The organism is Mesorhizobium sp. M9A.F.Ca.ET.002.03.1.2 (genome assembly GCF_003952365.1).
GTDB lineage: Bacteria > Pseudomonadota > Alphaproteobacteria > Rhizobiales > Rhizobiaceae > Mesorhizobium.
The window spans coordinates 2,450,217-2,473,483 of sequence record NZ_CP034443.1 but is presented as its reverse complement, the minus strand read 5'-3'; the positions used below and the strand labels follow the sequence as shown (position 1 = coordinate 2,473,483).

At 59.1% G+C, this 23,267-nt stretch carries 21 protein-coding genes and 4 pseudogenes; 17 read left to right on the top strand and 8 right to left on the bottom strand.

The annotated features are described in order from the left end of the window. The first annotated feature begins 161 nt into the window (after positions 1–161). From EJ066_RS12120 to EJ066_RS12050, 15 genes and pseudogenes are all read left to right on the top strand, one after another. Positions 162–482: an iron-sulfur cluster assembly accessory protein gene (locus tag EJ066_RS12120; protein WP_029356570.1), complete on the top strand. Its 321-nt coding sequence runs from the start codon at positions 162–164 to the stop codon at positions 480–482. 17 nt (positions 483–499) lie between these two features. Next, positions 500–817: a hypothetical protein gene (locus tag EJ066_RS12115; protein WP_126038026.1), complete on the top strand. Its 318-nt coding sequence runs from the start codon at positions 500–502 to the stop codon at positions 815–817. Positions 818–830: 13 nt separating this feature from the next. Continuing rightward, positions 831–2,042, top strand: a complete 1,212-nt coding sequence (gene nifS / locus EJ066_RS12110; RefSeq protein ID WP_029356572.1) for a cysteine desulfurase NifS — start codon at positions 831–833, stop codon at positions 2,040–2,042. A gap of 180 nt (positions 2,043–2,222) precedes the next feature. Further along, positions 2,223–2,600: a nitrogenase stabilizing/protective protein NifW gene (gene nifW, locus EJ066_RS12105; RefSeq protein ID WP_029356574.1), complete on the top strand. Its 378-nt coding sequence runs from the start codon at positions 2,223–2,225 to the stop codon at positions 2,598–2,600. 187 nt (positions 2,601–2,787) lie between these two features. Continuing rightward, positions 2,788–3,639, top strand: coding sequence for an electron transfer flavoprotein subunit beta/FixA family protein (locus tag EJ066_RS12100; RefSeq protein ID WP_029356576.1), 852 nt, complete (start codon positions 2,788–2,790; stop codon positions 3,637–3,639). 16 nt (positions 3,640–3,655) lie between these two features. Next, complete coding sequence (locus EJ066_RS12095; protein ID WP_029356578.1) at positions 3,656–4,765, top strand: electron transfer flavoprotein subunit alpha/FixB family protein; 1,110 nt, start codon at positions 3,656–3,658, stop codon at positions 4,763–4,765. 10 nt (positions 4,766–4,775) lie between these two features. Then, positions 4,776–6,080 carry an FAD-binding protein gene (locus EJ066_RS12090; RefSeq protein WP_024505236.1) on the top strand — a complete coding sequence of 435 codons (1,305 nt, stop codon included), beginning with the start codon at positions 4,776–4,778 and terminating at the stop codon, positions 6,078–6,080. A gap of 12 nt (positions 6,081–6,092) precedes the next feature. Continuing rightward, positions 6,093–6,392 (top strand): ferredoxin family protein, encoded by a 300-nt coding sequence (locus EJ066_RS12085; RefSeq protein ID WP_024505235.1) that lies wholly within the window; start codon positions 6,093–6,095, stop codon positions 6,390–6,392. 326 nt (positions 6,393–6,718) lie between these two features. Then, positions 6,719–7,375: an alpha/beta hydrolase gene (locus tag EJ066_RS12080; RefSeq protein WP_245455123.1), complete on the top strand. Its 657-nt coding sequence runs from the start codon at positions 6,719–6,721 to the stop codon at positions 7,373–7,375. Between the two features lie 448 nt (positions 7,376–7,823). Then, positions 7,824–8,181: pseudogene (locus EJ066_RS12075) on the top strand (helix-turn-helix domain-containing protein); the annotation flags it as partial. Between the two features lie 273 nt (positions 8,182–8,454). After that, a complete protein-coding gene (gene nifB / locus EJ066_RS12070; RefSeq protein ID WP_126038020.1) occupies positions 8,455–9,936 on the top strand; it encodes a nitrogenase cofactor biosynthesis protein NifB in 1,482 nt (493 codons plus the stop codon). A gap of 29 nt (positions 9,937–9,965) precedes the next feature. Beyond that, positions 9,966–10,160 carry a 4Fe-4S binding protein gene (locus tag EJ066_RS12065; protein ID WP_029356587.1) on the top strand — a complete coding sequence of 65 codons (195 nt, stop codon included), beginning with the start codon at positions 9,966–9,968 and terminating at the stop codon, positions 10,158–10,160. Between the two features lie 83 nt (positions 10,161–10,243). After that, positions 10,244–10,564, top strand: coding sequence for a nitrogen fixation protein NifZ (locus EJ066_RS12060; protein WP_029356589.1), 321 nt, complete (start codon positions 10,244–10,246; stop codon positions 10,562–10,564). Beyond that, complete coding sequence (nifT, locus tag EJ066_RS12055) at positions 10,561–10,773, top strand: putative nitrogen fixation protein NifT (RefSeq protein WP_024505230.1); 213 nt, start codon at positions 10,561–10,563, stop codon at positions 10,771–10,773. The genes EJ066_RS12060 and nifT overlap by 4 nt, the downstream gene beginning before the upstream one ends. Before the next feature lie 34 nt (positions 10,774–10,807). Then, positions 10,808–11,701 (top strand): SIR2 family protein, encoded by an 894-nt coding sequence (locus EJ066_RS12050; protein ID WP_029356592.1) that lies wholly within the window; start codon positions 10,808–10,810, stop codon positions 11,699–11,701. Between the two features lie 309 nt (positions 11,702–12,010). Here the strand turns inward: EJ066_RS12050 and EJ066_RS12045 are convergent, their stop codons facing one another. The 4 genes and pseudogenes from EJ066_RS12045 to EJ066_RS12030 all read right to left on the bottom strand — a co-directional run bounded on the left by EJ066_RS12045 (position 12,011) and on the right by EJ066_RS12030 (position 16,464). Continuing rightward, positions 12,011–12,577 (bottom strand): sugar O-acetyltransferase, encoded by a 567-nt coding sequence (locus EJ066_RS12045; RefSeq protein ID WP_095484269.1) that lies wholly within the window; start codon positions 12,575–12,577, stop codon positions 12,011–12,013. 586 nt (positions 12,578–13,163) lie between these two features. Then, a pseudogene (gene nifA, locus EJ066_RS12040) lies at positions 13,164–14,207 on the bottom strand (nif-specific transcriptional activator NifA); the annotation flags it as partial. A 766-nt stretch (positions 14,208–14,973) separates the two neighbouring features. Further along, positions 14,974–16,182, bottom strand: a complete 1,209-nt coding sequence (locus tag EJ066_RS12035) for a beta-ketoacyl-[acyl-carrier-protein] synthase family protein (protein ID WP_126038017.1) — start codon at positions 16,180–16,182, stop codon at positions 14,974–14,976. Further along, on the bottom strand, positions 16,183–16,464 hold the full coding sequence (locus EJ066_RS12030; protein WP_095517116.1) for an acyl carrier protein: 282 nt from the start codon (positions 16,462–16,464) through the stop codon (positions 16,183–16,185). It lies immediately after the preceding gene. A 439-nt stretch (positions 16,465–16,903) separates the two neighbouring features. Here EJ066_RS12030 and EJ066_RS32555 point away from each other — a divergent pair. Beyond that, positions 16,904–17,241 (top strand): annotated as a pseudogene (locus EJ066_RS32555) (LysR family transcriptional regulator); the annotation flags it as partial. A 386-nt stretch (positions 17,242–17,627) separates the two neighbouring features. On the opposite strand, the pseudogene EJ066_RS12025 reads toward EJ066_RS32555, so the two are convergent. Continuing rightward, a pseudogene (locus tag EJ066_RS12025) lies at positions 17,628–17,957 on the bottom strand (IS110 family transposase); the annotation flags it as partial. Between the two features lie 697 nt (positions 17,958–18,654). Between EJ066_RS12025 and EJ066_RS12020 the strand changes: the two are divergent. Then, positions 18,655–19,572, top strand: coding sequence for a LysR family transcriptional regulator (locus EJ066_RS12020; RefSeq protein ID WP_091600624.1), 918 nt, complete (start codon positions 18,655–18,657; stop codon positions 19,570–19,572). 48 nt (positions 19,573–19,620) lie between these two features. Here the strand turns inward: EJ066_RS12020 and EJ066_RS12015 are convergent, their stop codons facing one another. From EJ066_RS12015 to EJ066_RS12005, 3 genes are all read right to left on the bottom strand, one after another. Then, complete coding sequence (locus tag EJ066_RS12015) at positions 19,621–20,424, bottom strand: TIM barrel protein (RefSeq protein WP_091600623.1); 804 nt, start codon at positions 20,422–20,424, stop codon at positions 19,621–19,623. Positions 20,425–20,588: 164 nt separating this feature from the next. Beyond that, positions 20,589–21,650: a LacI family DNA-binding transcriptional regulator gene (locus tag EJ066_RS12010; protein WP_091600622.1), complete on the bottom strand. Its 1,062-nt coding sequence runs from the start codon at positions 21,648–21,650 to the stop codon at positions 20,589–20,591. Positions 21,651–21,928: 278 nt separating this feature from the next. Further along, positions 21,929–23,212 (bottom strand): dicarboxylate/amino acid:cation symporter, encoded by a 1,284-nt coding sequence (locus EJ066_RS12005; protein ID WP_268929390.1) that lies wholly within the window; start codon positions 23,210–23,212, stop codon positions 21,929–21,931. Between the last annotated feature and the right edge of the window lie 55 nt (positions 23,213–23,267).

The window sequence follows — 23,267 nt, the reverse complement described above, 5'->3', positions numbered from 1 at the left end:
GGACGCGACAAACCCGACAGTAAGTGTCGGTTGTCGGACGTCTCCCCAGCAATCGAGCATAAGAGACGTCGGGATGTCCTACGGTTTTTGACACGTCTTCCCTTTGGCACGGTCCATGCGAGATGATCCGCGAAAACGTCGGACCGAGGAGAAATCGAGCCATGATTACGCTCACCGACAACGCTGTTGCCGCCATCAAGGCCGCTCTTTACCGCGCCAGCGAGCCGGCGGAAGGATTTCGCATCATGGTCCATGCCGGCGGCTGCGCCGGCTTCCAATACTCAATGGGCCTGGAGAGCGTCTCACGTGAGGGCGATGCGATCATCGAGCGAGATGGGCTCAAGGTGTTCATGGATAGAGGCTCCCAACCCCATGCCGCCGGCATGACCGTGGACTTCGTCACTGGGCTCGAAACATCCGGCTTTGTTTTCGATAACCCCAATGCGCGTGAGACGTGCGGCTGCGGCAAGTCCTGCAAATGATTGCGAGGGAACAGGCTATGTTCGACTATAGCGACGCCAAGGAATACTGCGTCGAACCGGTAACCGCCGGCGCTCTGGAACCGGCCGACACGCACTGTCGGCCCGGAACAATTGCGTTCGGTGATGCGCGAAATCGCGATCATCGATCGTTGCCGTGGGCAAGCAAACAAAATTGCCCGAAACAGCTGAATTCCCGGCGGATGCCGCCACCAAAGGGCAATGTCGACAGCGACCGGTCAGCCAAGCCATCGCTCGCCCGGCCGCCCACCTTACCAGATACGATATGCGCCAGAGGTTCAATGGCCCGCCTACCCTTGAATCATTTCAGCAGTTGAAGGATCACTCCCAATGAGCCCTGTCTATCTCGACAACAACGCAACGACGCGGGTTGATCCTGCAGTCGTTGGAGCGATGTTGCCTTTCTTTACGGAGCAATTTGGCAATCATTCGTCCATGCACGCCTATGGCGCATCGGTTGCTGAAGCCGTGAGAAAGGCGAGGCAACAGTTGCAAGCCCTCATCGGCGCGGGATTCGAGGACGAGATCATCTTCACCTCGGGCGGGACTGAAAGCGACAGTACAGCCATCCTTTCGGCGCTGGAGGTGATGCCCGACCGAACGGAAATAGTGACTTCCGCGGTTGAACATCCGGCCGTTCTGAAGTTGTGCGCGCACCTTGAAAAGACGCGCGGCGTCAAGGTGCACATTATCCCAGTCGATCACCACGGCCGGCTCGACCTGGACGCCTACAGAACCGCCCTCACCCCACAAGTGGCAATCGTCTCGATAATGTGGGCGAACAATGAGACCGGTACGATCTTTCCCGTGGTTAAGCTTGCCGATCTAGCCAGGGAAGTCGGCGCGCTTTTCCACACTGATGCAGTGCAGGCGGTCGGAAGGCTTCCGATTGAGCTGAAATCGACCGCGATCGACATGCTGTCGCTCTCCGCCCACAAGCTGCATGGTCCAAAGGGGATAGGCGCGCTTTATGTAAGACGTGGCGTGCGCTTCTCCTCCATGATCAAGGGTGGGCACCAAGAGCGCGACCGGCGTGCAGGCACTGAAAACACACCCGGCATAGTCGGACTGGGCATGGCGGCCGAACTCGCCTTGAAATTCATGGACGAGACAAAACGAATAAAATGGTTGCGCGACCGCCTTGAGAACGGGATCATCCAGCGCATCCCAAACACATCCATCAACGGCGATCCGCAAGAGCGATTGCCAAACACTGCAAACATTGGATTCGAAGGTATCGAAGGCGATGCAATCCCAATTGTCTTGAGCCGGCTGGGAATCGCCTGTTCCGCCGGGTCCGCCTGTGCCTCTGGCTCACTGGAACCGAGCCATGTTCTGATCGCTATGAACGCGGCATGTGGGGCAGTCCGCTTCTCCTTGTCGCGTGACAACGGCGAAGATGACGTAGACCGCGTGCTTGAGGTCCTGCCTGCGATCACCGAGAAGCTACGGGCCGTTCCCAGTGCTGGACTGTGCGGGCGAGGTGCAGAACAGCTTCATTCCGGCCCGGGTCCGAGCGGCACAATAGCCGACGAGCCGTGAGGTCTTCCTCAACGTGACGACCCTGCGCAATGGAGAGCGGTCAAACCCGGGGTCGCCTTCACCACTTCAGAAAAGCTTGAGATCGCCAAGTCTCTTGCCCAGCCGCCGTGCCAGAGGTCGGCACGCCGTCAGCAATGTCACCAACGCATCGACACCACAATTTCGTGCCGGGAGAATACAATGAACTGCTCCGCTGACAGCCGCCCGATCGATCCCACCGATATCCTGGCGCGACTGAAGGGGCTGTCGGCTGCGGAGGACTTCTTCGCCTGCCTTGGCGTCTCCTACGACCCGAAAGTGATGAATGTCTCGCGGCTCCATATCATGAAGCGCGTGGGCCAATACCTTGCCGAAGAAGATTTCTCCGGTCTGCCTGACCAGGTAATCGCCGCGCGGGTACGCGCCAAGCTGGAACGCGCCTACGAAGATTTCGCGACTTCCTCGCCGCTCACGCAACGTGTGTTCAAGGTGCTAAGGGACCACGATCCAAACATATGTGCCGCACCTGGCCGCGCCTTCGTCCCTCTCGACTCTGCACTGAAGCGGTTCGGAAAGTAATGAGCCCGACACGGCTGCGGCGCGACAATGTCGAGAAGTCGACAAATCCAGTCCTCATGACGCCTCCTCGGAAGCAAACGAAGCCACCTTCTGGAATAGAGGCAGGAAGAAGACTTGGCATGAACGATGCAGGCATGAGGTGAACCGCCAAGCACGCATCCGGACTGGGAGCTTAGAGAAATCGCCAATGCACATCGTAATCTGCATCAAGCAGGTGCCGGATTCGGCACAGATCCGCGTCCACCCGGTGACGAACACGATCATGCGTCAGGGTGTGCCGACCATCATCAATCCCTACGACCTGTTCGCCCTCGAAGAAGCGCTCAAACTGCGCGACGTTCATGGTGGCGAGGTTACTGTGCTCACAATGGGTCCGCCCATGGCGGAGGACTCGCTGCGAAAGGCGCTCGGTTACGGTGCTGACCGAGCAGTTCTCTTGACGGACCGCTATTTTGCCGGATCCGATACGCTGGCGACCTCCTTTGCTCTTTCGCAAGCAATCGCAAAAATTGGGGAGACTTTCGGCAGGCCGGACATCGTCTTCACCGGCAAGCAGACGATTGACGGCGATACCGCCCAGGTCGGACCCGGCATAGCCAAGCGCCTGGATCTATCGCAACTTACCTATGTCGCGAAGATTGCCTCCATCGATCTCAAAACGCGCGAGATCGAAGTCGCGCGTCGCGCCGAAGGCGGCACCCAGTTGCTGAAGAGCAGACTCCCTTGCCTCATTACCATGCTGGAAGACACCAACGAAATCCGCCGGGGCTCGCTCCAGCAGGCTCTTTGCGCGGCGCGCAGCCAAGTCGTGAAGTGGACTGCAGCCGACGCCGGCATTGATGATCTCACCCGGTGCGGTCTGCGTGGCTCGCCGACAGTCGTCAAGCGTGTTTTCGCCCCCACCGCACGGGCAGAAAGCGCGGCGCAGATCGACACCGCGGAAAAGTGCTTGCAGGACATCGCCGATGAACTCATCGCCAATATCTTAACCCGCCGGCCGGCGCTGGAACATGAGTTGGCCTTCAACAGCGGCACGTGACGGCCAGGAGCAGAAAATGTCGACCGCAAGCCAAGCTACCCCTCGCCTCGCCCCCGGCCGTTCCGGTGTAAAGAAAGAACTTCCCGACCGTTTCAAAGACTACCGGCACGTGTGGGTCTTCCTCGAGCTCGAACGCGGCAATGTGCATCCTGTATCATTCGAACTGCTGGGTGAAGGCCGCAAATTAGCCGACAAGCTTGAAGTCCAGCTCGCGGGCGTCGTGCTGGGACCGCCGGGCGAGATGGTCGAGGACGCTGTTGCCGAGGCCTTCGCTTACGGGGCGGATCTTGTCTACATCGTCGATGCGCCGCCGCTCGCCGACTACCGGAACGAGCCGTTCGCCAAGGCGCTCACGGATCTGGTCAATACCCATAAACCCGAAATCCTCCTTCTCGGCGCGACCACACTGGGCAGGGATCTTGCGGGCTCGGTAGCGACGACCCTGCAGACGGGGCTCACGGCCGACTGCACAGAACTTGATGTAGATTCCGACGGTTCACTCGCCGCGACCCGTCCGACTTTTGGTGGCTCGTTGTTGTGTACGATCTATACACTAAACTACCGGCCGCAAATGGCGACGGTGCGACCAAGGGTCATGCCTATGCCGCAGCGGGTGGATAAGCCGGTCGGGCGTGTCATGCGGCACAAGCTGTCGCTCGTTGAGGACGATATCGTCACCAAAGTCCTCGGCTTCCTGCCGGATAACCAGTCGGCAATGGCAAATCTTGCCTATGCGGATGTCGTGGTTGCGGGAGGCCTCGGTCTCGGCGCGGCGGAGAACCTTCAGCTTGTGAAGAAACTTGCCCGAGCGATCGGCGCCGAGCATGGCTGTTCGCGCCCCTTGGTCCAGAAGGGCTGGATGCCGGCTGATCGGCAGATTGGCCAAACTGGCAAGACCATTCGACCGAAGCTTTACATCGCGGCCGGAATTTCCGGCGCCATCCAGCACCGAGTTGGGGTCGAGGGGGCCGATCTCATCGTCGCGATCAACACCGATCCGAACGCGCCGATTTTCGAGTTCGCCCACCTCGGGATCGTCACGGATGCAATCCGCTTCCTGCCCGCACTGACGGAAGCCTTCACCCGGCGGCTGTCGCCGCACAGTCGAGACAAGCTTGCGAGTTGAGGGAGAGGACATGATTGAACAATTCGATGCCATTGTGGTCGGAGCCGGCATGTCCGGAAACGCAGCTGCTTACACTTTGGCAAGCCAGGGGCTGAAGGTACTGCAGTTGGAGCGCGGGGAATATCCGGGCTCTAAGAACGTCCAGGGTGCCATAATGTACGCGAACATGCTGGAGAAGATCATCCCGGACTTCCGGGATGATGCGCCCCTCGAGCGGCACCTGGTCGAACAGCGACTTTGGGTGATGGACGACACGTCTCACACCGGAATTCATTACCGGTCGGACGACTTCAATGAGGCGAAACCCAACCGCTACACGATCATCCGCGCCCAGTTCGACAAATGGTTTTCCCGCAAGGTGCGCGAGGCTGGCGCGACGGTCCTGTGTGAGACGACCGCGACGGAACTCGTCCGTGATGGCAATGGCAAGGTGATCGGCGTCCGCACAGACCGGGCTGGCGGAGTGGTCTTCGCGAATGTGGTCGTTCTCGCAGAAGGGGTGTCGGGATTGCTTGGCACTCGCGCAGGCCTGCGCGAGATGCCGAAGCCGGAGACCGTGGCGCTTGCCGTCAAGGAAATGCATTTCTTGCCCGAAGAGGTCATTGGCCAGCGGTTCGGTGTCAAGGGCGATGAAGGCTGCGTAATCGAGGCCGTGGGCACGATCTCTCGCAGCATGGCCGGGCTCGGCTTCCTTTACACCAACAAGGAGTCGATTTCACTCGGCATCGGCTGCCTGGTCTCGGATTTCGCCGCGACGATGGAGAGCCCGTCCGCCCTCCTAGATGCGATGAAAAACCATCCTTCGATCCGGCCGCTGATCGCTGGCTCGGAGGTGAAAGAATATGCCGCCCATCTTATCCCCGAAGGTGGTTACAGGGCCATTCCGCAGCTCTTCGGCGACGGTTGGGTCATCGTCGGCGACGCAGCGCAACTGAACAATGCCATTCACCGTGAGGGTTCGAACCTTGCCATGACCTCGGGTCGTGTCGCGGCTGAGGCGATCATCAAAGTCAAAAGCCGCAACGGTCCTATGACCAAAGCGAACCTTGCGCTCTACAAGACGATGCTGGATGACTCCTTTGTGATCAAGGATCTTAAGAAATACAAGGACATGCCAGCCTTACTCCACACCAATTCCAGCAACTTTTTTGACAGCTATCCGCGGTTGATGTCGCATGCCGCTCAGAACTTCATGCGTGTCGACGGCACGCCGAAGATCGAGAAGGAAAAGAACACCACGGCCGCCTTCATCAACGCGCGCTCGCGCTGGGGGTTGGTCAGCGACGCGGTCCGCCTGGCATTGGCATGGCGCTGAAGAGGGTACAAGATGACGATCGCAGTGACGAAGGTTCGTGTCGAGGACAAGCTTTACCAGAACCGCTATCTGGTCGATTCCGGCCGCCCCCATATTATAGTGCGACCGCACGACAAGCCAAGCGCGAACTTGCTTGCGTTGACCTACGTCTGTCCAGCGAAATGCTATGAGTTGAATGACAAGGGTCAAGTCGAGATCACCGCCGACGGCTGCATGGAATGCGGCACCTGCCGGATATTGTGCGAGAAAGGCGGCGACATCGAGTGGAACTATCCGCGCGGCGGCTTTGGTGTCCTGTTCAAGTTCGGATGATCAGCCGGGACCGTGCCAAGAGCATGCCGGCAGCGAGCAACTGCGGCACACCATGAGCCTCTCCATCCACTTGCAAAGAGCTAGTGAATATTGGCCTTTCGCAATTCAAATTTCCTCGACTCGTTAGCGGTGTCCTCAGGCCACGGCGGTGCCCTGTGCGCCGGACTTACCACCGGTCACGTGGTCGAGCCCCTTTGGGACAACGTCCGGCCATCGTGCCGGATGGCAGCCACAACGGCCGGTGAGCAAGTGGAACGGCACAACCCATGACAAAGACGTATGTGCTAGTGCATGGTGCCTGGCATGGCGGATGGTGTTGGCGGGACGTGGCCGCCAATCTTCGCAAGATGGGATACCACGTGACCACGCCGACCCAGACAGGTGTCGGCGAACGCGCACATTTGCTGTGCAAGGACATCACGCCCGACACATTCGTGACCGACATCGTCAACCACATTGTGACGGAAGAGCTGAGCGATGTGATCCTTGTCGGTCACAGTCTAGGCGGCATCAGCATCACCGGCGCCGCCGACCGGATACCCGACCATATCAGCCATCTCGTTTATCTCGACGGCGCCATCGTCGAGAGCGGTCAAAGTGTATTCAGCACCATGCCCCCCGACATCGTCGCCGCCCGTCGAAAATTGGTTGCGGAGGAAGGACGGGGTATCTTCATGCCGACTCCGCCGCCAACAGCATTCGGCATTCCCGAGGGACACTCGCTCACGGACTGGGTGCGGCGCCGGATAACACCGCATCCGGCAGGCACCTACGAAAGCGGACTTAAGCTCGAGCACCCGCTCGGCAACGGCAGGCCCCGAACCTATGTCGTCTGCACTAATCCACTCCACCCGCCGATGGCGGGAGCGCGAGAATGGGTCGCGAAGCAGGATGGCTGGGCGTGGCAGGAACTCGCCACTGGCCACGACGCAATGATCCTCGCACCGACGGAAGTTGCTCTCCTTCTTAGCGCTGTCGGCTGAGGAACCAAGTAAAGGGTGAGCGGCGGCCGATTCTCAGGCCGCGGCCTTGAGTTCTGGTGCACGGATGTAGGCCCAACGGGTCGTTCCGGTGGCGCCACCGAAACCACCACCGGAACAAAGGCGGGAGTGGCCTGTCCTGCCGACGTCGCAAGCTTGCGAGCGTTCCGCCGCGGCCGCAGCCCGTAGCGCCGGGCAACCTCCGAGATCACCACGTTCGGCCCCAGGGTCTCGGCGATGACTCCGTCCCTTGTCGTCCATCGACCAATGCCTGCCGACTAACAGCGCCGTTGATCACCTTGAAACGCGAGGCTGCCGCTCAGGGTCAATCGTAAAGTTCAAGTTCAGACACAAGCCGATCTCCGATCCACCTCAGAATCGGCAGGCCCACAGATCGCGGGCACTCCTGGAAGGACACAGCGCTTACTTTTGAAATATGGAGAACCATGGCTTTACGCCGTCGGCAGTTGAGCTGATCTCGCAATGCTATTTCCGCGGCAACGTCCGCGAGCTGGAGAACTAGCGTGTAAAGAACAGCCACACTTGCGCGTTCTCCTCTGGAAGGAACCAATCTTTCGGAACGTGGCAATGGCATCGACGAGCTCTCACGGCCCAGCACGAAGCCGGTTAGGCGCATCGGCGCCCCTGAACACGAGATAGCCGGTTGCGATTCTAACGATACGGCCGGACCGGCGCTGGGACCGCGACGGACGGAGCGTGACCGGCTGATCGACACAATGGAGAAGGCCGGCTGGGTTCAGGCTAATGCGGCTCGAATTCTCCGCCTCACGCCGCGACAAGTCGGCTAGGCGATACGCCGGCATAGTATCGAGGTGAAGGAAATTCTAAGAGCCTGATGAGCCAATCGTCAGGCCAGTGGTCTTGCGCGCCCTCTGCGCGACAAGGAGTGCTTTGTGCTTCTGAACGGATTTGGACTTGCACTGTCGCAAGCAGGACAAAATTGTGTCGCGCCGGCCTCACACAATCCGACATCGACCCAAATAGTGAACTGAAGCCGCTTTTTTAAGTTGGTATGGCTCTTGCATCTTGAACCGCGACGTTACCAGCAACGGAGCCGTTTGATGTCCTCACCGACAGTTTCGATTGAGGGGCCGACCAGCACGACATCCGAGGGTTTTCTGGCAGCCGCGAAATCCGGTGGCTGCGCACCGTCCTCCTACGGCTCGTCGCCGACCAGCCCGGGCGATGTGGATCCGGCTATTTGGGACAAGATCAAGGATCACCCCTGCTTTTCGGAGGAAGCGCATCACTATTTCGCGCGTATGCATGTGGCGGTCGCGCCGGCTTGCAATGTCCAGTGCAACTACTGCAATCGCAAATACGATTGCGCCAACGAGAGCCGGCCTGGCGTTGTGTCTGAGAAGCTGACGCCCGACCAAGCGCTACGCAAGGTCATCGCGGTTGCCAACGAAGTTCCGCAGCTTTCGGTTCTTGGCATCGCTGGGCCGGGGGATGCCTGTTACGATTGGGAGAAAACGAAGGCAACGTTCGACCGCGTCATCAGGGAAATTCCCGACATAAAGCTGTGTGTCTCCACCAACGGGCTCGTGCTGCCGGACCATGTCGCCGAGCTTGCCGAAATGAATGTTGATCACGTGACGATCACCATCAACATGGTCGACCCGGAAGTCGGCGCAAAGATCTATCCTTGGATCTTTTATGAAAATCGCCGCTACTTCGGCATCGAAGCGGCTCGAATCTTGCACGCGCGGCAGATGCTGGGCCTGGAGATGCTGAGCGCGCGCGGCATCCTCACCAAAATCAACTCGGTGATGATTCCTGGAGTGAACGACCAGCACCTGTTTGAGGTGAACAAAATGGTGAAGGAGCGGGGCGCGTTCCTGCACAACGTGATGCCTCTGATTTCGGACCCGGCGCACGGCACCCACTACGGACTCATCGGGCAGCGCGGCCCAACGGCAATGGAGATGATGGCTCTTCAGGATCGACTTGAAGGTGGCGCCAAGTTGATGCGCCACTGCCGGCAGTGCCGGGCAGATGCTGTCGGCCTGCTCGGTGAAGATCGTGGCCAGGAATTCACGCTGGACGGGATTCCCGACGGTGTCACCTACGAGGCTGGCAAGCGTCAGGCCTATCGGCAGGTGGTCGCACACGAGCGCCGTGATCATGAGGCGGCGAGGAGCGAAGCCATCGGTATGGTCAAGGCAACAGACTCCGAAAAGTCGCTTCTGGTTGCGGTGGCCACTAAGGGAGGTGGACGCGTCAACGAACACTTCGGCCACGCGAAGGAATTCCAAGTTTATGAAGTCTCGCCTAGAGGGATCAGCTTGGTCGGGCATCGGAAGGTCGAGCGGTATTGCCTCGGAGGCGGGGGCGAAGACGCCATCCTCGAGGGCGTCATCGCTGCGCTGGAAGGCATACACATAGTGCTATGCGCCAAGATCGGAAATCGCCCGAAGGAACAACTCTCGCGAGCTGGACTGCGCGCAACCGACGCCTATGCCCATGACTATATCGAGACCGCAGTCAGCGCACTTTACGCGGCCGAGTTTGGGATCAGACCACTAGCGGCGACGGCCTGAGCCGTCTCGTCCGATAACCAGGAGTTAGAATGGCTTTCAAGATCATCGCATCCCAATGTACCCAATGCGGGGCCTGCGAGTTCGAATGTCCCTCGGAAGCGATCAATTTCAAGGGCGACGCCTATGTGATCGATCCAAACAAGTGCACCGAATGCAAGGAGGCCTTCGATACGCAGCAATGCGTGTCGGTCTGTCCGGTACCGAAAACCTGCGTTCCCGCTTGATTCCTACCGAAGGTCGGGTTCGCCGCACGAGGACGCCTGCAAACCGCGACCACACCAAAAGCCTCGAGAAAGGAATGGACAGCATGTGGTCCAGACGCGAACAGGAGGTCGAAATCGGCAGACCGCCACGGTTCATGCAGGGTGAGCGGGTCCGTGCGACACGCCACATAAAAAACGACGGAACCTATCCCGGCAAGGAGATCGGCGAAAACCTCGTGCGGAAGGGCGACGAAGGCTACGTGCGCGACATTGGAACCTTTCTCCAGCAATTCTTCATCTATGCGGTCGAATGGATCGATCGTGGCACGGTCGTCGGCATGCGAGCGCGCGAACTCATTAGCCTCGACAAAGTCGAGGTTCCCTGCGGAGCTGAAGGCATTTCCAACGGAGGAACAGCCGGATGAAAGTAATGATTCGCAGGACCGCTACTGGCTTGTCGGCTTATGTCCCCAAGAAGGATCTCGAAGAGCCGATCACCGAGATTGAGAACGCAGACTTATGGGGCGGGACCGTGACGCTCAGGAACGGTTGGCGGCTCATGCTGCCCGACCTTCCGCGCGATACGCGTTTGCCGATCACCGTCGAGGCGATGAAGATTTCCGACGGGGCCTGATGCCGGTGGGTTCAGTGGCGGAGAGGAAACGCGTATGAACACGATGCTGAGCTGGGACCATCTCGTCGTCGTCCGGGGCAGTTTTGCCAAAAAGCTGATTGACCTGCTGAAGGGCGCTCTCAAGGCCGATCGAGTGATCCCCTATCTCGGTCCTGGTCTTCTGCAGCTTAACGCGCCGGAATCACCTGTACCTTGCACCCCTGAAGATGTCGCCGCGGCGCTCAACAAGCGGGCGCCTGCCCCTTCCAGGATTCGCACCAATATGTGGTCGGTCGCGCAGTTTATCGAGCAGCGCCGACATCGTCGGACTCTTCAAGCGTGGATGGCGGAGATATTCGCAGCCCCCGCCGAGCCGACCGTTCTTCACGCCTGGCTCGCAACCCTTCAACTGTCTGTCATCATCGATAGCTGGTACGATGGCGCCATGCGAGCAGCCCTTGCAGAGGCCGGCCAAACAGACGTTGTCGAGATACAAGGAACGACGCGCGCGACCGGAATCGGTAACATCTGGACGAGAACTTACGATTTGTCAGGAACAGAACTCGACGCCGAACAAGTGGCTAGGACGGTGCTCTATGCGCCGCACGGCAGCGTCAGGCCGGCCGCAAACTTCCTCGTGGCTGATTCCGATTACGTCGAAGTCCTAACCGAAATTGATATCCAGACGCCGATCCCGGACGTGGTGAAGCAACGGCGCGTCAACCGGGGTTTTTTCTTCGTGGGCTGCCGCTTCAACGATCAGATGCTGCGCACATATGCCAGACAGATGATGAAGCGCTCCACTGGCCCACACTTTGCGGTGATCGATTCGGCTACGCTGACCAGAAACGAACGTCGTTTCCTTGCCGAAGGCGCGATCACGGTCATCGACATGCCGATCCGCAACGCCGCGGCTCGCCTCGTCGGGGTCGATGCTAGCCAGGATTAATGGCCGGCGATTGCTGGTGAGTCGCTTGCCTCCAAGGGCGAAAACTCAGTTGGGAATACATTCGTGAGCAGTAATGCTACTGGCAGCACAACGAAGGCTCTGAATTCGTTGGGCCATGTCAAAGGGCCCGCTGCTGCGGGACGTGAGCACGTTGCGGCGGCATTACGCACATGATTTTGTGACACCCGTGGCAAAAGAACTGAAGCGCCCGAGCCGAACCGCGACAAGATATGCAGCGCTCAATGGCTTCGGCAGAAATTTGGCACAGTTTCGACAGTTCGCATGCACCTCCAGGGTCAAGGAGGTTGATTATGCCTGTTTATGTGGGTTGGCGACGCGAGCAGGAATTCCCACTACCTTTGCCCCGGCGGGAACATCTCGTGTGACCACGCTGCCAGCGCCTACGACCGCATTATCGCCAATCGTGACGCCAGGCAGAATGATTGCTCCACCGCCGATCCAGACACGGCTGCCAATGCGAACAGGACGCCCGACCTGCAGGCCGGCCTGCCGCTGCTCGGCATCATGTGGATGATCGGCGGTATAAATCTGCACGGCAGGCCCAATTGCCGTTCCTTGCCCGATTTTGACCTCTACCACGTCAAGAATAACGCAGTTGAAGTTGATGTAGGCATTGGCGCCAATGCGGATATTGAATCCGTAGTCGCAAAAAAAGGGCGGACGGATGACCGTTCCGCGCCCAACCTCTCCCAGCCGCTCGGACAAAAGCTCATGCCAATGCCCCGTGGTCTGCCCCAGCGTATCATTGTACCGCTTGAGCCAAGCCCCGGTGGCCAACAGGTCAGCTTGGATCTCCGGATCCGCCGCATTGTAAAACTCGCCTGCGAGCATCTTTTCTTTTTGGCTACGCATCATAGTCTCCCGTCAGGTCGTGTCCCGTGCAGTGATGCAGGAACGCACATCAAACTGGCCTCGGCAACTTTGTAACTCGGTCTTGCCGGGCGCGCGGTCACGAGCCGGGGCGACAGTTTCGTCTCGACCAACTTCTGCGAAGTTGGAAATATCGCAGATCAACCGGTCGCAGGGGCCAATACCTGACGAAGTCGGCAACTGTCCAGCGGTCGAACTCACTTTCATGCCCATCTCAGATTGGCGCGATATCGAGCGGTAAGCGATCAGCTTATGTATCGACCAGGTCCCGCCAGCGGACATCTGTGCGTCGCCTCTACGCATGCTGGCGTGTCACCAATGATACATCGATTATTTCTGGATTTCAGGCACGTCGAATTGATTTGCCCTTGCGGTGTAGAGCGAAGTTACTAGCCATAGGATTACTCCTTTTTAGTTTGTCAGTCGCAGAGCCCCAGTACGACTGGTGGTAGAAAGCACACGGCCGGAATCTTGGCAGCGCTGTTCACACCCACTTCGTAAGCCTGGCCGATGGGCTCGGCGCCAGAGCACCAATGCTTGACCTGCTCCAGCTCTTGCTCGGCGGGTTGTTTCAGAGACGCTTGATCTCGATACCGCGTTTTCTCAGCACGTAGCCGATCTGGCGCGGGGTCAAACCGAGCAGGCGCGCCGCCTTTGCCTGCACCCAGCCACACTTTTCCATGGCAGCAATGACCGTATCGGCATCGGGCACCCTACCACGAGTCGTGGCAGGGCCTATCGGCGCTTGCCCGTCGCCGACGGGCGGGGCGGCACAGGCGGCGGAAGGCTCGATCGTAGTCGACTTCTCTGACGTCGGCGGTCCGTTCTTCCACAGCGCCGCGGCCAAGCACTGATCCGCGTAACAGGCAAAGTCAGTTCTGAGGATTGATGGACCCGTCGCCAGAACTGCCGTCCGTTGAACGCAGTTTTCGAGCTCTCGGATGTTACCTGGAAATTCGCAGTTCATTAGCACCTCAATCGCTTCGGGAGCGAAGGTCAGCGTGTGATCATTCTCAGTATTGAAATTCTTGAGAAACTGAGCGGCCAAGAGCGGAATATCACCTCGCCTTTCGCGCAATGCCGGCACGCGTAAAGTGACGACGTTGATGCGATAATAGAGGTCTTGCCGGAACTCCTTGCGTTGAACTGCCGTTTCCAAGTCCCTGTTCGTTGCGGCAATCACGCGAACATCAACTTTAATGGTGTGGTTGCTGCCGACGCGCTCAAACTCCTGCTCCTGCAGGACACGCAGCAGCTTAGCCTGGAACGAACCTGATATTTCGCCAATCTCGTCCAGAAACAATGTGCCTTTGTCGGCAGCCTCAAAGCGCCCCTTGCGCAAACTGCTCGCGTCGGTGAAGGCACCCTTCTCATGACCGAACAAGTCAGATTCCAGAAGCGTCTCGGTGAGCGCCGCGCAATTGACCTTGATGAAGGGCTGCTTGGCGCGAGGCGAGAGCTCGTGAATGGCTTTGGCAACCAGCTCCTTGCCGGTTCCGGATTCACCTCGCAACAGGACCGTAGTCTTCGCCTTGGCCACCTTGACAAGGTGCTCACGCAGCTTGCGCAGCGCCTGACTATCGCCAAGCATCTCCTTGCTGATCTTTTTACGTTCCATTTGGCAGCCCATCCCACTCCGCCACCCGCCGGTAGAACTGCACTGGACGGTGAGCTGTGTTGTATTTCGTCATCATCATTCTCGATCTCACCTTTGTTGCTTCGAAATTTCCGGCGCGCGGACGCCCTCGGCAAATGGCAATGGCGCCTGAGCATCGTTGCCTTTCACCAGGACGAGCGTCTTCTCCTCCGCGCGGGCGCTCGCAATATGCCGTTTGCGCAGGCCTTTACTCGACCGGTCGCCGTTCTGTCCGGCTTCTGCCGCACCGCAGCCTGCAAACCCATCGTTGACGCAAGAGAGGGAGGGGTCAATCGAGCTCTCCTTGCATTTGTGCAAGGAAAATTGTCAGTTTGATAGAATTCTATCAAAACGGCAGAAACGCCCCGCCCCCAATTTGGCTGTACCTGCGGCGTTCAGCGTACGTGACGACATGTGCGGACTTGTCCCAATTGCCATCCGAGTTGTGCGGAACAGTAGCCGCTGCGCTGTTCGCTTCAACCGCGTGATGCCGCTGACAGTAGAGGCGGCGGCTCGTCGAGCGAGGCTTCATTGTTCGGCTACTAAACCGGCTGTCCTTTGGTGGGAGTTGGTTTCGCCCAAGTTCTGGGCCTGGGGGGCGTCGGCCCGTTTCGCGGCACAGGCTCCTTCCACATCGTCGAGGCCGAGAAAGAGGGGCCACACAGCTCCCCCTGTATCACAATGCCCCGCCCCTCAAGCAGCTAGATACGACAGGTGACCTCAAATGAGGCGTCTTGCATGGCTTCTACACCTGCCTGAATGCCAGAACTGCGTTCGTGCCGCCCATGGCGAAGGCGTTGCTCATGGCGACGCGCACCTTGCGCTCGCGCGGCACATTGGGCGTGACGTCGAGATCGCAAGCGGGGTCTGGCTCGCGATAGTTGGCGGTCGGCGGCACGACGTCCTCTTGGATTGCCATCACGCAGGCGATCATTTCAAGCGCGCTCGCTGCGCCGAGGCAATGCGCGTGCGTGGACTTGGTGGAAGAGATGGACATCGAATAAGCGTGATTTCCAAACACACGCTTGATCGCCGCCGTTTCAGTCTGATCATTGCTCTTGGTACCGGTGCCGTGCGCGTTGAGGTAGTCGACGTCCTCGGCATTCAGCCCGGCATCGGCAAGGCAGGCGCGCATCGCCGACGCTGGCCCCTCGACAGATGGCGCGGCGATGTGGAAGGCATCGGCGGAAAGGCCGACGCCGGCGATCTCGGCAAGAATTGTGGCACCACGCCTCGTGGCATGCTCGTAGCTTTCCAGCACGGCCATGCCCGCACCCTCGCCCAGCACCAGGCCCTTCCTATCGGCGGAGAAGGGCCGGCAGGTATCGGGTGAAAGCACGCGCATTGCTTCCCATGCTTTCAGCACGCCCCATGCGAAGGGTGCGTCGCTGCCCCCGGAAACCATTACGTCGGCCCGGCCCAGCTTGATCTGATCCACCGCCGAGGCGATCGCATGGTTGGCCGAGGCACATGCGGAGTTCACCCCGAACACCGGCCCGCGCAAGCCGAGGCGCAAGCTCACCTGGCCGGCGGCGGCGCTTGGCATCGTTTTGGGTACAGCGAGGATGCCAACTCGCCTCGCGCCGTCCAAAAGGAGGGCCCGGTAAGTTTCCTCCATTACATCCCAGCCCAAGCCGCCGACGCCCACTGTAGCGCCGAAGCGATGGGCATTCCCTTCGTCGCAGGAAAGTCCGGCCTGCCGCATGGCTTCGCGCGCCGCAAGCACGGCGAGCAAGCTGAAGCGGGCCATGGAGACGAGCTGCTTGCGATCGATGTCGTGCTCGGGCAGCGCCTTGATCTCAGCGCCGGTCATGCCCTCCAGGTCATGAAGCTCGGAATTGGCGAGCGGGCCGATGGCGGAGCGGCCTTCGCGGATCTCTTTCCACATAGAGGCGGCGTCAGTGCCCAGTCCGCACAGGCCGCCCACTCCGGTGATAACGACGCGCCTGTCCATTCAAGCCTCCTTCGCAAGCAAGCCGCGGACGGCGTCCACGACGTCGCCGACATTCTTGAGATTCGACCAGGCATCGGCCGTGTTCATGTCGATCTTGATGCCGTAGGCCTGTTCCACATCCCAGAGGACGTCCGCCAAACCCAGCGAATCGAACCCGAGCGCGTCCAGTTCCGTGGCGATTGTTATCTCGCCGACGAATGACGCAGGCATTCCCTCACCGCTCTCCGACTCGGCGCGTTTCTTGATCAGGGCAATGACGTCCGTTGCGAATTGATCGGCCATTCTGTTTCCTGTCTTTCTTTCCCGCGTTTCGACCCGGACCCGCGGCTCAGTTCCTGAGGCGCGCCGCGTCGCGAAAGCCATCACGCTTGTGCGACTGACAAAGCCCAATGCTCATAAAGCCGGATCAGGTCCGGCCGATGTGTGGCGTAGGTGCAGTATGACGATGTGAGCCGCTACACCGTGCGCGTCTCCCAGTCTGTCCATAGGCTCGGAAGAAGTCGGACAGTTTGACATGGCCGGTCAGTTGCAACTCCCTTTCCCAGCACTCCACTGCCCGGTAGAGCGCATGAAAAATCTCCTTTCGGGCGGTTTCTTAAGACGCTCGCCACGCTATGAGGCAGTGGGGCATCGGTGTCCGTCAGGTGCTTCTGCCCATGCAGGATTCCAGAACATTGATGAAATCGTTTGTTTCGATGAAAGGCATCCACACTTTGGATAATTGACCACGCGTTTCAAAGGTCGTGAACTACATCTCCTCGTTGTGCTCGACGCACTCCCGACAGAGCGCAACCTCATGGGCGCGGCATGCAAGATTAACCGAGCCCAGCCGGTCATGAGTGCGGCCGGCGCTCGGCTGCTCGATTATTTGCGCGATGAGCTCGCGACCATGTCCGCGGAGGTATTCAAACTTAACGCTGCGTCCGGGAGCTCTTGCCCTCCAGTTCGCGACGCTCTCCTGCCCATCCAGTGCTCGTTTATTTCGTCGGATAGTTTGACCCGGCTCTACCGAATCGCCGCTTCAGGATCATTCTTTCCGATTTCGTCACGCTCGTATTTCTGCCGCGTCCTACACCGATTAGGCGCGAACAAACTGAGCGCCTTGGAACCCGAACCCGTGCGTCGTGACCGGGAGCATCCGGGGCGAACTCATGCGCTCGGGGGCATCGCATCACCGGACGGCGACAGGCACGGTCGACCGGCATCTCGGCATCGGCTGGGAATTCGTCCATGGTCTGCATTGACGACGCTTCCTGAGGCCACGTAGCTCTTATGCCAAGCTGGGCGCCCGGGTCGAGCGCGTAATGACGACAATTGCTTCGCTACAGGTCAAACGCTTTCCGGGCCACCTGCAAAGTCTTCACCCGGCCGTACAGCGCCCAAGACCACTGATGTGATCGACAAGAGCCTTTTTGATAAATCTGCGCTATTCTCCTGTCGGCCGCAATCCAGACTTCTGGCAAGAAGCCGCTGGCATAGAGCTGCGCAAGAACGTCGGCGTCGATCGTCGTTTTGATCTTGGCATCGGCAATGATACGCACCTGTTTCGGGTTGGCGATCCCCACCTTCTTCACATGCGGCGCAACCACAGCCGTAGCGGACGTCGCGTTGCCGGTGGCCTCGATCACCCCGACATCGTTCGGCGACAGCTTCGCGGCGAACGCCGCCAGCAGATCGCGCCGCATGTCGACGCGGCCGAGTCGCCTGAGCCTGCCATCCTCCCATGCCACTGCTTCGGCGAAGGCGCGGTGAATATCCAGTCCGATGATGCGCATGTCCGTTCCTCCTTCTTGGCTCGGTCAAAGACGGGAGCTGGCGGGTAACACGACATCTACTGATCCGCGCTCGCAGCGCCTCCGGGAAAGTCGCGAGGGGCGGCCATGTAACGAGCTCGGGCTCTCAGCCCACGGTCTATTGACGGCCTGCCTGCACCTTCGTGCTCCCGGTGCCCCACGTCCCGGATGGGCTCACCATAAGGGCGTTCCAAAACAAGAACAGCAGGACGAAAAGGCACCACAGATCACCACCGGATAACAGCAAGGCCAAGCGCTTCGTTCAGACAGGCTTGCGCCAATGGGCTTAGGCCGAGCCTACAACAGCTCTCAAAAACGCTGCCGAACTGCTGCATTGGCTTCGCCGATACAACACAGGCCTCACGGCAGCTTAGGATCAAACCGCCCATCAGTCGCCTCGGACTGGAAGGGTGCACCCTATTAGGTTCCACGCCTAGCTAGGTCGGGGCCGCCGAAGACGCTGGTTGATAGCCCGGCGCCATCGGCCCGGCATTTCAAACCGCCAATCTCTGACCAGCACAGTACGTACGATTGCTCGCTTCGGCAGATCACGCGGCTCATATGTCGGACCTTAACGTCATCCATCATAAACTTTTTGCGACAAAAGATTGCAAGAATGCTAAATTGTTAAAGTCGTTTGTTTCGGTTAAAGGCATCCATCCCATGGATGGCTGATGACATGCGTTTCAAAGGACTTGATCTAAATCTCCTCGTTGTGCTCGACGCACTCCTGACGGAGCGTAATCTCTCGGCGGCGGCACGCAGGATCAACCTGAGTCAGCCCGCCATGAGTGCGGCCGTCGCCCGACTGCGCGATTATTTCCGCGATGAACTGTTTACGATAAGAGGTCGCGAACGATTTCTAACCCCGCGTGCGGCAGCATTTGCCCCCGCAGTTCGCGACGCTCTCCAGCACATCCAGTGCTCGATTATTTCTTCGGATCCGTTTGACCCAGCTCGAGCCGATCGCCTCTTCAGGATCATTCTTTCCGATTTCGTCACGCTCGTGTTTTTCGAAAAGCTTGTGGAGCGTATTGCACGGGAAGCCCCCGCCGTCAGCTTCGAACTGCTGCCTGTCGACGATAGCCCCGATGAGCTTCTCCGGCGCGGTGACGTCGATTTTCTAATTCTACCGGATATGTTCACGTCGAGTGTGCATTCAAGCGTTCCGCTGTTTGACGAGAAGCTCGTGTGCGTAGGCTGTCCCACAAACAAGCAGCTGCCACAGCAGCTTACATTCGAGAGATACATGTCGATGAGGCACGTCGCGGTCAGGTTCGGGCGTACGATGAAGCCGTCTATCGAGGAATGGTTTTTGCTTGAGCATGGCCTTAAGAGACGTGTCGAGGTCGCCGTGCAGGGCTTCAGCATGATTCCACCTATGGTGTCCGGCACAGCTCGTATAGCGACCATGCCCTTGCGGCTGGTCAGGCATTTCGAAAACACGTTCCCCCTGCGGGTTATCGAACTTCCGCTGCCATTTCCCACATTCACCGAGACCCTCCAATGGCCGGCCCTCCACAATAGCGATCCGGCAAGCATCTGGATGCGGGAGATAATGATGCAAGAGGCATCTCGGATGGCTGTCCCGCTGTGAACCCACGGAAAATTCAGGCGCACCTATAGTCACTACTCCTGTCACCATCTACTCTGACGACAATAGCCCTCGCCGGATAAAGTCGATGCTGGCGGCAAGTGCGCCTGCGAGATCGTCCAGAGAATGGACTTCCTCGACCAGCTCGAACGAGAAAGGTCCCGCGTAGCCGCCATCCAGCAGCGCCTGAATCTGGCTGCCATTGTCGGAACCTGCAAGAAAGCGATCGGGGTAAATCCAGAAGGTCGGGTCGTTTACGCTTGAAATGTGCACCAGGCCGGTAAGCTCGCAGAACAGGCATGTCTCCCCGGCCAGGGTGTGGTGGAACGTGTCGTGCACGAGGCGAAAGACGGACTGGCCATCAACCGCGGCAACGGCCTCGGCCGCTTCCTTCTTTGATCGAAGCGAGCAGGTTCGGAAACCCAGCGGCTCGATAAGACCGATCAGACCCCGCGACTGGAGGATTGGCTTGATCTCGTTTAGAGCGAAACGAAGATTGTCCTGGCGCTCGCTATTGGTGGGCCACGAGCTGCGGTTGGCCGGCACCAACACGAGCGTCTCCGCCCCGCACGCCGTCGCATAATCGGCGAGGTTGCTTGCCTCGGCCTGACGCGTTGGAGTCCAGTCGTTGAACCGCTGCAAGGCGTTGACAGAGATGATCGTGATGCCCGCTTCGGTAGCGGCAAACCGGACGTCCGCAGCCGGAATGCCGCGTGCGACAGGATTGCTGAAATGAGGGTAACGGATTTGGACGTCGGTCAGGCCTTGGTCACGGGCAAGCGCGAAAAGCGCACTGACGTCAAGGCGGGGCGCCGCCATGTGATCGAGTGCAAAGCGGGGCGATACCTGGCGCATTGCTTGACTTTCCTTCCATGAAGCGCGGCTGCCATTTCGGCATCCGGCTTCTTTCAAGACGGAACCACGCCGGTTCACAGATCGGACAGAGACGGCCGAGTCAATCGAGCTTTCCTTTCATCGGTGAAAGGAAAATGGGCGCTCATGATAGAAATCCATCAAGCTCAAATATTTTCCGGAAGATAAATGTCGAACGGCAGAAATGTCTGCCCCGGGCTCTCCGCGACGCCGGCTTTGATGGCCCGCTCCATTGCCATTATCAGCTCCTGGCAAAGTCGGCGCATTGGCGTGCCGACCGCCATCGTCAAGATGTCATCCGCAAGCGCCCCACGTGACTGCGGCGTCATTTCACTCACGATCGCGACGAGATCCTGACCGCTCCCCTCTTCTCGGAGCGCGGAAATTGCCCCCTCTATCCCCCCGCCGGCCATATAGAAGCCGACGAGCTCTGGTTCCCGCTGCATAAGATCCAGCAATTTTTCGTAAGTGAGCTGCCGTTCATCAAGGTTCACGAGCGCATCAAGCACCTCGAATTTTGGCGCGTTCTCACGAAAATACGCACGAAAGGCCGTTTCCCGCGTCGCATGCGCCTGGAAGCGATGGCTTCCGACAAACACCGCCACCTTGCCGGGCCGTTTTGCGGTCTTGGAAAACACCCAAGCGGCAGTCCGTCCGACCTTGCTGTTGTTGAGGCCGATGTAGCCCTCGCGCACGCCATCGGCGAAGTCGGATAGCAGCGAAAATACCGGGATACCTTTCGCCTTGAGCTCCTCGACTGATGCTGTGATTTTCGGGTGATCGGCCGCCACCATGGCGATCGCCTGGCAGCGGCTCCCAAGGTCCTTAAGAAGCGGGAGCAGGTCACGCGGCAAATGTGACTGCGCGAACTCGATGATCGGAAGGCCGTGGAAGGATTTAGCCATACTGACCGACTCTTCGATCTTGCGAGCGAAATCTTGGTAGAAATCGTGGGTAGGTTTTCTCAAGATGAAGCCCAGCTTGTAGTGCGGCAGGTGCTGCTGCAAGCGCTGTTTGATGAGACCGGCAGCATGATAGCCGATCGCGTGCGCGGCCGCATGGACCCGCTGGGCGGTCTCCTCTCGCACCGGAAGGCGGACGTTCAGAACCCGATCGACTGTTGCTACGCTGACTCCGGCTTCGCGGGCGAGATCGGCAATTGTGACGCGCTTTCCCCTAGCGATTCTGATCGGCCGGTCCTCCATCATCCGGTGCGCTCCCGCGACGGCTTGGGGCGGCAAGCTGAAATAGTTCCCACACCCGGCGGTTGATAGCGCATTCGACGAACAGCGCTCCATGCGCACCCAGATGAGTTTCCGTGAACCGTTCGTTTGCTTAGGGGCTTCATGGTGTTGTATTACTCACTGCGTTAGTACTCTATTTCCAGCGCTCTTTGGAGGCTGGCAATTCGACTGTTGTGGCAAGGCCGCGACTTACACGTCGCGCTGTTGCGATTTTGCTTGCGGGGAGCCAGTTTGATGTAACCCTAACCGCGGAAAGCGGCTTCCATCCGTGACTGGTCCAATTCGCCTTCCCAGCGAGCGACAACGAGCGATGCCACCGCATTACCGACTAAATTCGTCAGCGCGCGGCATTCCGACATGAAGCGGTCCACGCCAAGAATTAGAGCCATTCCGGCAACGGGAACACTCGGCACGACAGAGAGAGTAGCGGCCAATGTGATGAAGCCGGCGCCGGTGACGCCTGCCGCACCCTTCGAGGAAAGCATCGCAATTAGCAGCAGGAGGATCTGATCGGCAATTGACAAATCTGTGTTCGTCGCCTGCGCGATGAAGAGGGCGGCGATCGTCATGTAGATATTGGTACCGTCCAGATTGAATGAGTATCCAGTAGGGATGACGAGACTTACGACCGAACGCGCGGCGCCGGCCTTCTCCATCTTCTCCATGAGCGAGGGCAGCGCGGCCTCCGAGGAGGACGTTGCCAGGACAAGCAGCAGTTCGTCCTTGATGTAGCGGACAAGAGAAAAGATCGAGAAGCCGTTGTAGCGGCAGACCGCGCCGAGAACCCCGAACACGAAGAGGAAGGCGGTAAGATAGAACGTCGCGACCAGTATCGCGAGGTTGGCCACCGAACCGATACCGTATTTGCCGATCGTAAAGGCCATTGCGCCGAAGGCGCCGATGGGTGCAGCCTTCATCAGAATGCCGACGAGCTTAAAAATGGGGGCGGTAAGCGCCTGGAGAAAGGTAACGACCGGCCTGCTCGTCTCTCCGGTCATCGCCAAAGCAATGCCGAACAGGACCGAGAAGAACAAGACTTGCAGGATGTCGCCTTCCGCGAAGGCACTGGCAATCGTTGACGGGATGATGTTCATCAGGAAGCTGGTCACGGACTGCTCGTGAGCCGTGGCCACATAGCCCTTAACGGCTTGGACATCGAGCGAGGCCGGATCGATGTTGAGGCCGGCGCCAGGCTGAACGATATTCGCGACAATCAGTCCGACAACGAGTGCAAGCGTCGAGAAGGTGAGGAAATAAACCATCGCCTTGGCGGCAACTCGGCCGACCTTCTGCAGATCGCTCATGCCGGCAATGCCGGTCGCAATTGTCAGGAAGATGACAGGTGCGATAATCATCTTGACGACTTTGATGAAGGCATCGCCGAGCGGCTTCAGGCTCTGGCCGGTTTCCGGATAGAGATAGCCAATTGCGGCACCCAGGACTATGGCGGCAAGCACCTGCACGTAGGTCCGGGCAAAATGGCGCTTGCGGGGCGCTGCGATCGCGCGGGGGACTTTTGGAACCAACACCGTTTCTCTCTCCCTGACCGGATCGGGGTGGGGGCTCCTCCTTCTCCCATGC